Source organism: Blautia sp. SF-50, assembly GCF_900101315.1.
Lineage (GTDB): Bacteria > Bacillota > Clostridia > Lachnospirales > Lachnospiraceae > Blautia_A > Blautia_A fusiformis.
Genome location: NZ_FMUW01000012.1, coordinates 1 through 12,416 on the forward strand (window position 1 = coordinate 1; position 12,416 = coordinate 12,416).

Below are 12,416 nucleotides of genomic sequence, written 5' to 3' on the forward strand. Positions count from 1 at the left end.
AGAAGGGATATCAGCAGGAAACCTGTGCTGGAAAAAGTCATGGGATGTAGTAGAAAGAGAGCCACCCTGCATGGTTAAAAGAGAGAGGATCGTATCCCGAAAGGAAATCTTACGTTTTCTCGAAAAATCAACGCCAGGGTGAAGGACAAAAGAATCCTTCTGAAGTTCTAATTCAGAAATAGCAGACAGGAGCAATTCATAACTGGAAGCAAAAGTAGAGTTCATAAGCGAGCCTCCTTTTGTATAAAAAAAGATTGCAATGTATAATTCTTTTTTACCATACATTGCAATCTTTTGGAATACTATGTTCTAACTAAATGGCATTGGCCCGTTTTTCCCCCTCGCGCTCCCCCTTTCCGGGCACGCTTTTTTGAACGTACGTTGTGGTGTGTGATACGTTTTGTATAGGGCGATGGATTCGACTGTATCGGGAATTCAAGGCTGAGCCGATGAATGAGGACGGACGGAAAAGCGGCCCGCATAGCGGGCCTGTTCCCTGATATGAGATTTATATTCTGTGATATTTAACTGAATCAAGTAAGTCCCCTGCAGAGTTGCGAAAAGCAATAAGCAGTGGGTGAGGACTTGCTTGTATCAAGAGAAGTGCAGGCTCTATCTGATAAACTGCGGAGCAGTTATTCAGTTATGAGCAAGTAGCGAAGCGGATTGCGAATATCCGCTTGACCTGAATCAAGAAAGCATATCAGTTACTTATATCGGCATAACTTGCAATATCCAACATCGTAGAATCCATCACCCCGTCAGAAAAGTAACACATTCCACAACGCAGAACAGCGGCGTGGCCGGGAGGGGAGGAGCGCGAGGAGGGGACGATGGCCTTCGCAACTATGAATGCTTCCCCTCCTCGCACCTGCCGCATGCGAAATGCTCCCCCTGGAAAGGAAAAGCACAGCCGCATGCGAAATGCTCCCCCTGGAAAGGGAAAACCGCATGCGAAATGCCCCTCCTGGAAAGGAAAAGCACAGCCGCATGCGAAATGCCCCTCCTGGAAAGGAAAAGCACAGCCGCATGCGAAATGCTCCCCCTGGAAAGGGAAAACCGCATGCGAAATGCTCCCTCCCGGAAAGGGATTCACTTCCAATTAATTTCATGCTAGAATAAAAAAAGAATAATAAGAAAAACAATAACAAGAAAAAATAATCAGGAAAAGAGGAAATCACATCATGGTAAAACAGAATATCGTCTTCGTAGAAAACACTCCGGGAAGTCTTCAGAAAGTCACAAAGATCCTTGCAGAGAATCAGATCGACATTTACGGCTTCGGCTGTTTCGATGCACCGGAGTTCGCAAACTTCCGTATGGTATGTGATGATCCGGAAAAAGCAGACCAGATCATGGCAGAAAACGGATATATGACCCGTATTACTCAGGCTATCCTGGTAGATCTTCAGGATGAGATCGGCGGTCTTGACAAGCTTCTCAGCGTCATGGGCGACAGTAATGTAAACCTTCATTACATTTACACCTTTTTCCACAGAGGTTTGAAAGTTCCGGTAGCGATCATGCACTGTGAGGATCTCCTTGTTGCAGAGAGTGTTCTCCGTAACAATGGCTTCAAGGTTCTGGATCGTCTAGTAGATCCTGATGGAGTTGAAGAAGCGTAAGGACATATTCCGGAAAAAATGACAAACAGGAATGACGTATTCACGTATTGAAGTTTTGACAGGGCAATGCTACAATAAAAGAGCGTGTCAGGAAACAGGAAAAACGTTTCCGGGCACGCTCTTATTTACATGTACAACGAGCTGTGGCGAGATTCTGATGAGTGCTGTACAGATCGGAGAAGTAGGCACAGCTGCGTTTATAACGGAATGTACATACAATGGAGGAAATCGATGAAAAGAGAAAGTTTCAGAAAAGGTATGAAGGATGGAGTTCCCATCGCTCTTGGATATTTTGCGGTATCCTTTACCTTTGGCATGATGGCTGTTGCCGGCGGCTTGAGTATCTGGCAGGCAGTTCTGATCTCCCTGACCAACCTGACATCGGCCGGTCAGTTTGCGGGACTGGACATTATTTTTGCGGGAGGCTCCATGTGGGAAATGGCAATGACCCAGCTGATCATCAACCTGAGATACTGCCTGATGTCATTTTCCCTGTCCCAGAAATTCCGGCGTGAGGAGTCCGGTATCCTGAAATACATCGCTGCTTTTGGTATCACCGATGAAATTTTCGGGATCAGTGCGGCCCAGGAGGGAAAGGTCAGCGTATTTTATAATTACGGAGCCATGTGCGTGGCAATTCCCGGATGGACTCTTGGAACTCTGGCAGGAGGAATCTCCGGAAGCCTTTTGCCGGATTTTATGCTTAGTGCGTTGAGCGTTGCCATTTACGGAATGTTCCTGGCCATCATCATCCCGCCGTCCAAAAAGAGCAGACCGGTTCTTGGGGTGGTTGTGGCATCCATGGCAGTCAGCACTGTTTTTGCGGTGACACCGGTGTTAAAACAGGTATCATCCGGATTTATGATCATTATCACAACACTTCTGGTAGCAGGCCTAGCAGCTTATTTCTGCCCGGTGGAAGAGAAGGAGGAAGCCGTTCATGAGTCATAATGTATATCTCTATATCCTGGTGATGGCAGCAGTCACCTATCTCATCCGTATGCTGCCCCTTGCTCTTGCAAAAAATGAGATCAGAAGCCCGTTTATCAAGTCCTTTCTGTACTACGTGCCATACGCCTGTCTGGCAGCCATGACCTTCCCGGCTATCCTGAAAGCCACAGACAGCATCATCTCCGGCGCTGCAGGTTTCCTGGTAGCACTTATTGCTGCATATAAGGAAAAAAGCCTGATCACAGTAGCCCTGCTGGCGTGTGCGGCGGTGTTTATCGTGGAGAGGGTTCTGGTATTTATCTGAAAAGTATAATATGCAGGAGGGAGCTTCGAAAAGCTCCCTCCTTTTTCATTTATTCACCTAAAAATCCAAGATCGATCTCTCCGTCAAACACCGTAGTTGCAGGTCCTGTCATATATACAAGGTTTTCATCTCTTTCCCAGGAGATGTTTAAGTCTCCGCCAAGAAGCTGTACAGTAACCGGCTTGCTGCCGTCAACCTTGTCATTGAGGATGGAAGCTACCGTAACTGCGCAGGCGCCTGTGCCGCAGGCAAGAGTTTCTCCGGAGCCACGCTCCCATACACGCATCTTTACGGTGTGGCGGTCGATCACCTGAACAAACTCAGTGTTGACTCTGTCCGGGAAGCATACGTGATTTTCAAAGGACGGGCCGATCTTTTCCAGGTCAAGGCTGTCCACATCGTCTACGTAGATGATGGCATGAGGATTACCCATGGAAACTGCGGTCATGTGATATTCTTTTCCGTCGACGGTGATGGGAGCGTCGATCACCTGTTCGGTTTCGGCAACCACCGGGATCTCTTTTGCAGTGAGGATCGGGGAGCCCATGTTGACTTTTACCATGGAGGCCTTGCCGTCGCGGATAGTAAGATCTACATATTTGATACCGCTTCTTGTGGCGATGCTTAAAGAAGTTTTGTCCACAATGCCGTGGTCATAGACATATTTGGCAACGCAGCGGATACCGTTTCCGCACATGGCACCCTGAGAGCCGTCCAGATTGTACATATCCATCTCGCAGTCTGCAATCTCCGACGGGCGGATCAGGATCAGCCCATCGGAACCAATGCCAAAATGACGGTCGCTGACAAATTTTGCCACTGCGGCCGGATCCTTAACAGTTTCCTCGAAACAGTTTACATATACATAATCGTTTCCAATGCCGTGCATTTTCGTGAATTTCATAATAGTAACCTCCTCTTGTTTCTGAATATTATACTTGTTTTTTCTGTTGGAACACAAGACCCCATGGAAAAAACACGCAGGTTTTTTCCATTTGTTGCCTTTAATAGTATAGTATATTGGACAATTGTTATCGAAAAGTGAATTTTCCCTGTGGAATTCCGGTAAATTAGAAGTGGATTTTCGTATTTATGGATTTTATGTGCTTGCATTTTGTCAGAAACATGGTATCATAAAACAAAGTAATATGCATGGAGATGTATAATTATGCTGTACATTACGAATTGGACTGACACAAGCAGAGAGACAGTTAACGTAAAGTACATAGAATTCAGGAGGAAGAAAAAATGAAGAGAAAATTTATGGCACTTGCACTTGCAGCAGCTATGACAGTTTCTATGACATCCGCTGTTTTTGCAGCAGATGAGATCAAGAGCGCAGATGATCTGGAGGGTAAGAAGATCGGTGTTCAGCTTGGAACAACCGGTGATGCAGACGCTACAGAGGTTAAAGACGCAACAGTAGAGAGATACAACAAAGGTAATGACGCTGTTATGGCTCTGAAACAGGGTAAGATTGACTGCGTAGTGATCGACAGCGAGCCTGCTAAGAAATTTGTTGAGAAAAACGATGATCTTGAGATCGTTGAGGATATTTTTGATAAAGAGGAGTATGCAATCTGTCTTTCCAAAGATAATGCAGACCTTACCAAAGAGTTCAACGAAGCGCTGAAGGAGCTGAAGGATGACGGAACTCTGGATTCCATCAGAGATAACTACATCGGTGATGATGCAGGTAAGACACCGTATGAGACTCCTAAGGATGCAGATCACTCCAAGGGAACTCTTACCATGGCAACAAACGCAACCTTCCAGCCATACGAATACTATGACGGAGATAAGATCGTAGGTATTGATGTTGATATCGCTCAGGCTGTCTGCGACAAGCTTGGATATGAGCTGAAGGTCGAGGATATGGAGTTTGATGCGATCGTAAATTCTGTTAAATCCGGAAAAGCTGATTTCGGTGCTGCAGGAATGACAGTAACAGAGGATCGTAAAAAGAGCGTTGATTTCACTGATCCGTACACAACTGCAGAGCAGGTTGTTATTGTAAAGAAATAATTTTGCACAGAGAAATCAGAGGATTCTGAACGGATAAGCTGAGAAACAGATATTCGTTGCAGGGTTCAGTAGCGAATGATCAGGTTCCGGATATCCGGGTATGTTTTCCGGATTTCGGAACCTGTAGTTTTGGAAAGGGTGGAAATTTTGAGTCTTATTGAACAGTTTCAGTTTAACTTTCTGGACGACAATCGCTGGCAGTTCATTTTGTCCGGTCTGAAAAATACCATCATCATTACTTTTTTTGCTGTACTTCTTGGTATTTTTCTGGGATTTGTCATTGCTATTGTCCGTTCTACACATGATAAGACAGGTAAGCTTAAGATCCTTAATGTGATCTGTCGTGTTTATCTGACTGTGATCCGTGGCACCCCAACGATGGTACAGCTGCTGATCGTATTTTATGTTATTTTTGCAACCATAGATCCGGGTAAGATAGTTGTTGCCATTATCGCCTTTGGTATGAACTCTGCTGCATACGTGGCTGAGATCGTCCGTTCCGGTATCATGTCTATTGATCAGGGACAGTTTGAGGCAGGACGGAGCCTGGGTCTTAACTATACACAGACTATGATCAAGATCATTCTTCCGCAGGCGGTCAAGAACATCCTGCCGGCCCTTGGAAACGAGCTGATCGTACTTTTGAAGGAGACATCCATCAGTGGTTATATCGGACTTATGGATCTGACCCGTGGCGGAGACATTATCCGAAGCCAGACCTACAGTGCACTGTTCCCGCTGCTGGTAGTAGCTGCGATCTATCTTGTGATCGTTTGTTTTCTTACCTATCTGGTAGGAAGACTTGAAAGGAGGCTGAGAACCAATGAGCGTAAGTAATGAAGTGCTTCTGGATGTACAGGGACTTGAAAAGGCCTATGGCGGCAATCAGGTTCTCAACGGGATCACCACACAGATCCGCAGAGGTGAAGTAGTAGCCATTATCGGACCATCCGGCTGTGGTAAATCTACATTCCTCCGTTCCCTGAATCTCCTTGAGGAGCCGACCGGGGGAAAAATCCTCTTTGAGGGAACCGACATCACAGATTCCAAGGTGGATATCAACCGTCATCGTCAGAAGATCGGAATGGTATTCCAGCAGTTTAATCTTTTTCCACATAAGACAGTAAAAGAGAACATTATGCTCGCACCTGTGACTCTGAATCTTATGAGTAAGGAAGAGGCTGAAAAAACGGCACTGGAGCTTCTGGAGCGAGTAGGTCTTCCGGATAAGGCAGATTCCTATCCGGACATGCTTTCCGGCGGTCAGAAGCAGCGTATCGCCATTGCAAGATCTCTTGCCATGAACCCGGACGTGATGCTGTTTGATGAGCCTACATCTGCTCTTGATCCGGAGATGGTAGGAGAGGTCCTGGAACTGATGCAGGAGCTTGCAAGATCCGGCATGACCATGGTTGTGGTAACTCATGAGATGGGCTTTGCCCGCGAGGTGGCAACCAGAGTCCTCTTCATTGATGAAGGAAAGATCCAGGAAGAAAATTCTCCTAAGGAATTCTTTGCAAATCCAAAGAATAAGAGACTTCGAGAGTTTCTTTCAAAGACATTATAAATATAAGAATATTAAAAACGGATGCTTGATCCTCCTGTGGAAATGCTGCAGGAGATAAAGCATCCGTTTTTTGTAGTGCTAGTTGCAAAAAAATCTTTTTTCTTTCCGCTGCTCAGTGGATTTCTTCACCGGCAGTTTTCTGTGCGGCTTTTATTTCGTTGTAACAGTATTTGATGATAGATTTTCTGGTTATGATCCCGATGAAGGAGCCCTGGTCATCTACCACCGGTACGAAGTTCTGATTAATGGCGCGATCCAGGAGATCTTCCATATTGGAATCTGCATGGACCGGTTTGTAGGTGGCACGGCGTGGGATCGCCATGATCGGGATTCCCTCTGTTTCCTTGATGTCGTGGATATCTGCACGGCGCATGCCCCAGAGGAGATCTCCCTCTGAGATGGTGCCGAGATATTTGCCGTCCATGGTGAGGATAGGAATGCAGGAGTACTTGCGGTGCTCCATTTTTTCGAGGGTCTGGCGAAGAGTTTCATCCTCAAAGATGTAGGCTACTTCGCTTTTGGGAATCAGAAAAAACAGAATGTTCACGTTATTACCTCATTTCCGCGAAAATTATAAATAAATCTGTAGGCTGTTTTAGAGAAGCTGAAGTCCGTGTGTCTCTGCAGCATCTGTGATCTCCTTCGGCCAGAGAGAGACATGTACTTCTCCGATGTGTGCTTTACGAAGGAAGAACATACAGATCCTGGACTGTCCGATACCACCACCGATGGTGTACGGAAGCTCTTTGTTCAGGATTGCTTTCTGGAATGGAAGCTCTCTTCGGTCATCACAGCCTGCTTCGGTGAGCTGGCGGTCAAGTGCGTCCTCGTCAACACGGATTCCCATTGAGGAAAGCTCAAGGGCAATGTCAAGTACCGGATAGTATACGAGGATATCACCGTTCAGTTCCCAGTCATCATAGTCCGGAGCACGTCCGTCGTGGCGCTCGCCGTTGGTGAGGGTTTTGCCGACTTTCATAAGGAAGACAGCACCCTTTTCACGGGTGATCCGATATTCACGTTCCTTCGGTGTGCAGTCCGGATACATGTCAAGAAGCTCCTGAGTTGTGATAAAAAAGATATCCTTCGGAAGGATCTCCTCGATGTAGTCATACTGTACAGCCATGTATTTCTCAGTTTTACGAAGGACACTGTAAATGGTGCGTACGGTTTCCTTGAGAGTCTCCATGGAACGTTCTTCTTTGGAGATGATCTTTTCCCAGTCCCACTGGTCTACGTAAACAGAGTGGATATTGTCCAGATCTTCATCCCGGCGGATGGCTACCATATCTGTGTAAAGACCTTCTCCGTGAGAAAATCCGTATTTTTTCAGTGCGTAGCGTTTCCATTTGGCAAGGGAGTGTACGATCTCGGCGTTGCTTCCTTCGATAGCCTTGATATCAAAGCTTACCGGGCGCTCTACACCATTAAGGTTGTCGTTAAGGCCGGATTCCGGTGCTACAAATGTTGGAGCGGATACTCGAAGAAGGTTCAGCTTCTGTGAGAGTGTCTGCTGGAAGAAATCTTTTACTGTTTTGATCGCAATCTGTGTGTCATGGAGGTTCAGGTCTGCATGATAGGTTGCGGGGATTGTGATTGTATTCATTATCGGCTCCTCCTGATGATTTTTAGGCTTATTGCTCTGTGGGGTATTATAGCAGAAAATGGGTGGAGTGGCAATATAATGAGAGGGGAAGTCTTTTGAGGTATCGTAGAAAAATACTGGGTATTAAATGCCTAGTGTGATATACTGAAAAAAGAATGCTTATGTTTACGACGGAAATATAAATATCCGTTTTGACGGATAGAATGGAGGGAGCTTATGGCAGGTCAAAGGTGTCAGGTTTGTGGGGGTAAGGTTGTAAATGGCAGGTGTTCATTATGTGGGATGCCTTACAGAAATGATGAGGTGTTATATCATCTGAATGAGCCCCGGGAGATACATTATAAACATGCTTCCGCCAAAGTGAGGGATATGATGCGGCAGTATGGAAAGGATGCTGATCAAACAACACAACATAACGGAAACGTAAACCGGAATACGAACGTAAACCGGAATACGAACGCGAACCGGAATACAAACATAAACCGGAATACGAATGCAAGCCGCAATACCGATTTGAATCGGAATCTAACCGGAAGCCGGAATACAGGTGCAGCAGCCGGACGTAAGACTGCAGCGGCAGTTAATACCAGGAATAAAACAACGGTGGGCAGAAATCGTGCAGAAGTTTTAGATCAGGGAAAAAAACAGCAAAAAAAAGATCAGAAAAGCAGTGGGGCAGGCTGGATCATATGGTTTATAGTGACACTGGCCATTCTGCTTCCAAAATTATGGGATTTTCTTGCAGACTGGATCGGAACGAATTTGTGAGAATATTTCTGCAGTGAGATCAGGCAGTGCTAAGTGTCTGTATTTTCGTGTATACAGAAATATCCCTTTTCTTTTCTCCTCAGCTGTGTTATACTCATGCCTAGCACAACATATAGATGAAAAACAATATATAGAGGATATAGGTACTATATATAGTATTTTGCATAGCGACTTATATATAGCACAGGGAGGGATGAGCAATGTTATATGTGATCAAGAAAGACGGGACAAGAGAGGAGTTTAATCCGCAGAAGATCGTGGCTGCCGTGAACAAATCCGCAGAGCGTATTCTTTATACTTTTTCAGACGAGGAGAAGGATTTTATCTGCCGTTTTGCCCAGGAGCATGCGGATTCCCTTGGAAAGAATGAGATTGAGATCCAGGAGATGCACAATATCGTGGAGGGGGCTCTGGAGCGTGTGAATCCGGCAGTTGCCAAGAGCTACCGTGATTATCGGAATTACAAGCTGGATTTTATCCATATGATGGATGATGTCTATACCAAGAGTCAGGCGATCCGTTATATCGGTGATAAAAGTAATGCCAATACAGACAGCGCCCTTGTTGCCACGAAACGAAGCCTGATCTTTAATGAGCTGAACAAGGAACTCTATCGGAAGTTTTTTATGAACCGTAATGAGCTTCAGGCATGTAAGGACGGCTACATTTATATTCATGACCAGTCTGCACGTCTGGATACCATGAATTGCTGTCTGTTCGATGTGGCAGCTGTTTTAAGTGGCGGTTTTGAGATGGGCAATGTCTGGTATAACGAGCCGAAGACTCTGGATACAGCCTTTGATGTTATGGGGGATATCATTCTCAGTACAGCAGCACAGCAGTATGGTGGCTTTACAGTGCCGGAGGTTGATAAGATCCTGGCACCGTATGCAAAGAAGAGCTATGATAAATATATTTCCGAATTTATGAAATACTCGGACGAGAGCTGGAGTGGCCGTGAGGAGAGAGCTATTGAGTATGCTCTTGATAAGGTCCGCAGGGATTATGACCAGGGCTGGCAGGGAATTGAGTACAAGCTGAATACCGTCGGTTCTTCCAGAGGTGATTATCCGTTTGTTACGGTGACACTTGGTCTCGGAACCGAGCAGTTTGAGAAGATGTGTACGATTTCCCTTCTTGAGGTCCATCAGGGAGGACAGGGTAAGGCCGGACACAAGAAACCGGTACTTTTCCCGAAGATCGTATTCCTTTATGACAAAGAGATCCATGGTCCCGGAAAGTGCTGTGAGGATATTTTTGAGGCTGGTGTGGAGTGTTCCTCCAAAACCATGTATCCGGACTGGCTGTCTATGTCCGGCGCAGGCTATATTTCCAGTATGTACAGGAAATACAAGAAGGTCATCAGCCCGATGGGATGCCGTGCTTTCTTAAGTCCGTGGTATGAGCGTGGCGGTATGGAGCCGGCGGATGAGAATGATACGCCTGTTTTTGTGGGACGTTTTAACATTGGTGCGGTAAGTCTTCATCTTCCGATGATCCTTGCAAAGGCCAGAGCGGAGAGCAGAGATTTCTATGAGGTTCTGGATTTCTATCTGGAAATGATCCGTAACCTGCATATCCGCACTTACGAATATCTGGGACAGATGCGTGCATCCACCAACCCGCTTGCATACTGTGAAGGCGGTTTCTACGGCGGACATCTGAAACCGAATGAAAAGATTGGCAAGATCCTGAAGCCTATGACAGCTTCCTTCGGTATCACAGCGTTAAATGAGCTTCAGGAACTTTACAATGGCAAATCCATTGCCGAGGATGGGGCGTTTGCTCTGGAGGTCCTGAAATATATCAATGACAAGGTAAATCAGTACAAGAAGGAAGATGGTTATCTTTATGCGATCTACGGAACACCGGCAGAGAGTCTTTGTGGCCTGCAGGTAGAGCAGTTCCGTAAGATGTATGGAATCATTGAGGGCGTTTCTGACAGACCATATGTGAGCAACAGCTTCCACTGCCATGTAACAGAGGATGTGACTCCGATCGAGAAACAGGATCTGGAGGGACGTTTCTGGGAGCTCTGCAATGGCGGTAAGATTCAGTATGTACGTTATCCGATCGGCTACAATAAGGAAGCTATCCGTACACTGATCCGCAGAGCCATGGATCTGGGATATTATGAGGGAGTGAACCTTTCTCTTGCATACTGTGACGATTGTGGTCATGAGGAACTGGAGATGGATGTATGCCCTGTCTGCGGTTCCAGAAACCTGACCAAGATCGACCGTATGAACGGATATCTTTCCTACAGCCGTGTCCATGGAGATACCCGCCTGAATGAGGCGAAGATGGCTGAGATCGCTGAGCGAAAATCTATGTAAATGCTAGCTGTCCGATCAACTGTGGAACAGTGATCGGACAGCCAGACAATATAAAAATATCCCGCAGAGCTGCCGGTAAGACCAGCAGCCGTCTGCGGGATATTTTTATGTAAAGTGAAGTTTTATAGTTCACTTTGTATTCTGAGTCCGTAAAATGATCATTTAATGATAGTTCCGGTCTTCTCACGGTAGCCGTCTTTTGCATGGGCCATGTCTGTGATGATGGTACGGCGTCCGGTTCCCTTCTCCACGAAGGAAACACCTGCTTCGATCTTAGGAAGCATGGAGCCTGCCGCAAACTGTTTGCCGGCAATATATTTCTTGGCATCTTCTGTGGAAATAGTATCCAGATAAGATTCGTGATCCGTATTATGGTCAAGGCTTACTTTCTCGACGCTTGTAAGGATCATCAGAGTGTCAGCGTTCAGTTCTTCTGCAAGAAGTCCTGCTGCCAGGTCTTTCTCGATGATGGCGCTGGCACCATTCAGCTGAGTTCCCTGCTCAAGAACCGGGATTCCGCCACCGCCTGCGGCAATGACGATCTGCTCTGCTGCAGAGAGGACCTTTACGGTTTCAATCTCTACGATCTTCTGTGGCTTCGGTGCTGCAAGGATACGTCTGTACTGGCCCTCGCCCACCTTTGTGACAAAGTTTCCTTTTTCTTCTTCAGCCTCGGCCTCTTCTGCGTTAAGAACACGTCCAATGATCTTCTCCGGCTCTGCAAATGCTTCATCGTATGGATCGATGACAACCTGTGTCAGAACTGTGCTGACCGGTTTGTAGATCCCTCTGGAGATAAGCTCAGCACGGATGGCGTTCTGAAGGTCATAGCCGATATAACCCTGGCTCATGGCGGAACATACGGACATTGGTGCAAATGTATAATCAGGATGTGCCTTACCGAATTCATTCATTGCGGTGTGGATCATCCCTACCTGCGGACCGTTGCTGTGGGAGATCACTACGCGGGTTCCCTCCTCTACCAGATCTGCGATTACCTTCGCTGCGAGTTTTGTAGCTGTTTTTTGCTCTGGAAGTGTGGTGCCAAGTGCCCGGTGGCCTAATGCAACTACTACGGTTTTTTCGCTCATAGGAAATACCTCGTTTCTCTTTAAAATTGGAATGAAATCAGTTACTGTATCCAGTAACGAGTACATCGAAAACGACGTACGAGTATTATATTTTATTATAAAAGACCTATGTGGGAAATGCAATAGAAAATCGAGTGTTTTCC

12 protein-coding genes and 1 pseudogene are annotated in these 12,416 nt (G+C 46.2%); 8 read left to right on the forward strand and 5 right to left on the reverse strand.

Annotated elements, in window-relative coordinates:
• A pseudogene (locus tag BLP57_RS09060) lies at nucleotides 1–225 on the reverse strand (hypothetical protein); the annotation flags it as partial.
• 959 nt (nucleotides 226–1,184) lie between these two features.
• Here BLP57_RS09060 and BLP57_RS09070 point away from each other — a divergent pair.
• The 3 genes from BLP57_RS09070 to BLP57_RS09080 all read left to right on the forward strand — a co-directional run bounded on the left by BLP57_RS09070 (nucleotide 1,185) and on the right by BLP57_RS09080 (nucleotide 2,880).
• Nucleotides 1,185–1,625, forward strand: a complete 441-nt coding sequence (locus tag BLP57_RS09070; RefSeq protein WP_021651595.1) for a hypothetical protein — start codon at nucleotides 1,185–1,187, stop codon at nucleotides 1,623–1,625.
• A gap of 231 nt (nucleotides 1,626–1,856) precedes the next feature.
• Nucleotides 1,857–2,576 carry an AzlC family ABC transporter permease gene (locus BLP57_RS09075; RefSeq protein ID WP_044961558.1) on the forward strand — a complete coding sequence of 240 codons (720 nt, stop codon included), beginning with the start codon at nucleotides 1,857–1,859 and terminating at the stop codon, nucleotides 2,574–2,576.
• Nucleotides 2,566–2,880, forward strand: a complete 315-nt coding sequence (locus tag BLP57_RS09080; protein ID WP_021651597.1) for an AzlD domain-containing protein — start codon at nucleotides 2,566–2,568, stop codon at nucleotides 2,878–2,880. Before BLP57_RS09075 ends, BLP57_RS09080 begins: the two co-directional genes overlap by 11 nt.
• 49 nt (nucleotides 2,881–2,929) lie before the next feature.
• Here the strand turns inward: BLP57_RS09080 and dapF are convergent, their stop codons facing one another.
• Nucleotides 2,930–3,784, reverse strand: coding sequence for a diaminopimelate epimerase (gene dapF, locus BLP57_RS09085; protein ID WP_044961559.1), 855 nt, complete (start codon nucleotides 3,782–3,784; stop codon nucleotides 2,930–2,932).
• Nucleotides 3,785–4,128: 344 nt separating this feature from the next.
• On the opposite strand from dapF, the gene BLP57_RS09090 reads away from it, so the two are divergent.
• The 3 genes from BLP57_RS09090 to BLP57_RS09100 all read left to right on the forward strand — a co-directional run bounded on the left by BLP57_RS09090 (nucleotide 4,129) and on the right by BLP57_RS09100 (nucleotide 6,472).
• Nucleotides 4,129–4,905, forward strand: coding sequence for a transporter substrate-binding domain-containing protein (locus BLP57_RS09090; RefSeq protein ID WP_015526132.1), 777 nt, complete (start codon nucleotides 4,129–4,131; stop codon nucleotides 4,903–4,905).
• A 144-nt stretch (nucleotides 4,906–5,049) separates the two neighbouring features.
• Complete coding sequence (locus tag BLP57_RS09095; protein ID WP_059086976.1) at nucleotides 5,050–5,742, forward strand: amino acid ABC transporter permease; 693 nt, start codon at nucleotides 5,050–5,052, stop codon at nucleotides 5,740–5,742.
• A complete protein-coding gene (locus BLP57_RS09100) occupies nucleotides 5,729–6,472 on the forward strand; it encodes an amino acid ABC transporter ATP-binding protein (protein ID WP_021651603.1) in 744 nt (247 codons plus the stop codon). The genes BLP57_RS09095 and BLP57_RS09100 overlap by 14 nt, the downstream gene beginning before the upstream one ends.
• Nucleotides 6,473–6,584: 112 nt before the next feature.
• Here BLP57_RS09100 and BLP57_RS09105 read toward each other — a convergent pair whose 3' ends face one another.
• A complete protein-coding gene (locus BLP57_RS09105; protein ID WP_021651604.1) occupies nucleotides 6,585–7,019 on the reverse strand; it encodes a CBS domain-containing protein in 435 nt (144 codons plus the stop codon).
• A gap of 48 nt (nucleotides 7,020–7,067) precedes the next feature.
• Entirely contained in the window at nucleotides 7,068–8,078 is a 1,011-nt protein-coding gene (gene asnA / locus BLP57_RS09110) for an aspartate--ammonia ligase (RefSeq protein WP_015526128.1), read from the reverse strand.
• Between the two features lie 513 nt (nucleotides 8,079–8,591).
• Here asnA and BLP57_RS18040 point away from each other — a divergent pair.
• Both BLP57_RS18040 and nrdD read left to right on the forward strand, forming a co-directional pair.
• On the forward strand, nucleotides 8,592–8,846 hold the full coding sequence (locus BLP57_RS18040) for a hypothetical protein (protein ID WP_207646702.1): 255 nt from the start codon (nucleotides 8,592–8,594) through the stop codon (nucleotides 8,844–8,846).
• 200 nt (nucleotides 8,847–9,046) lie between these two features.
• Nucleotides 9,047–11,182, forward strand: a complete 2,136-nt coding sequence (gene nrdD, locus BLP57_RS09120; RefSeq protein WP_015526126.1) for an anaerobic ribonucleoside-triphosphate reductase — start codon at nucleotides 9,047–9,049, stop codon at nucleotides 11,180–11,182.
• A 158-nt stretch (nucleotides 11,183–11,340) separates the two neighbouring features.
• On the opposite strand, the gene arcC is transcribed toward nrdD, so the two are convergent.
• Nucleotides 11,341–12,273, reverse strand: a complete 933-nt coding sequence (arcC, locus tag BLP57_RS09125; RefSeq protein ID WP_015526125.1) for a carbamate kinase — start codon at nucleotides 12,271–12,273, stop codon at nucleotides 11,341–11,343.
• Between the last annotated feature and the right edge of the window lie 143 nt (nucleotides 12,274–12,416).

What these genes read in the sequence shown, in the direction of transcription:
- BLP57_RS09070 (WP_021651595.1), top strand. Translation starts at nt 1,185, where the DNA reads ATGGTAAAACAGAATATCGTCTTCGTAGAAAACACTCCGGGAAGTCTT.
- BLP57_RS09075 (WP_044961558.1), top strand. Translation starts at nt 1,857, where the DNA reads ATGAAAAGAGAAAGTTTCAGAAAAGGTATGAAGGATGGAGTTCCCATC.
- BLP57_RS09080 (WP_021651597.1), top strand. Translation starts at nt 2,566, where the DNA reads ATGAGTCATAATGTATATCTCTATATCCTGGTGATGGCAGCAGTCACC.
- dapF (WP_044961559.1), bottom strand. Translation starts at nt 3,784, where the DNA reads ATGAAATTCACGAAAATGCACGGCATTGGAAACGATTATGTATATGTA.
- BLP57_RS09090 (WP_015526132.1), top strand. Translation starts at nt 4,129, where the DNA reads ATGAAGAGAAAATTTATGGCACTTGCACTTGCAGCAGCTATGACAGTT.
- BLP57_RS09100 (WP_021651603.1), top strand. Translation starts at nt 5,729, where the DNA reads ATGAGCGTAAGTAATGAAGTGCTTCTGGATGTACAGGGACTTGAAAAG.
- asnA (WP_015526128.1), bottom strand. Translation starts at nt 8,078, where the DNA reads ATGAATACAATCACAATCCCCGCAACCTATCATGCAGACCTGAACCTC.
- nrdD (WP_015526126.1), top strand. Translation starts at nt 9,047, where the DNA reads ATGTTATATGTGATCAAGAAAGACGGGACAAGAGAGGAGTTTAATCCG.
- arcC (WP_015526125.1), bottom strand. Translation starts at nt 12,273, where the DNA reads ATGAGCGAAAAAACCGTAGTAGTTGCATTAGGCCACCGGGCACTTGGC.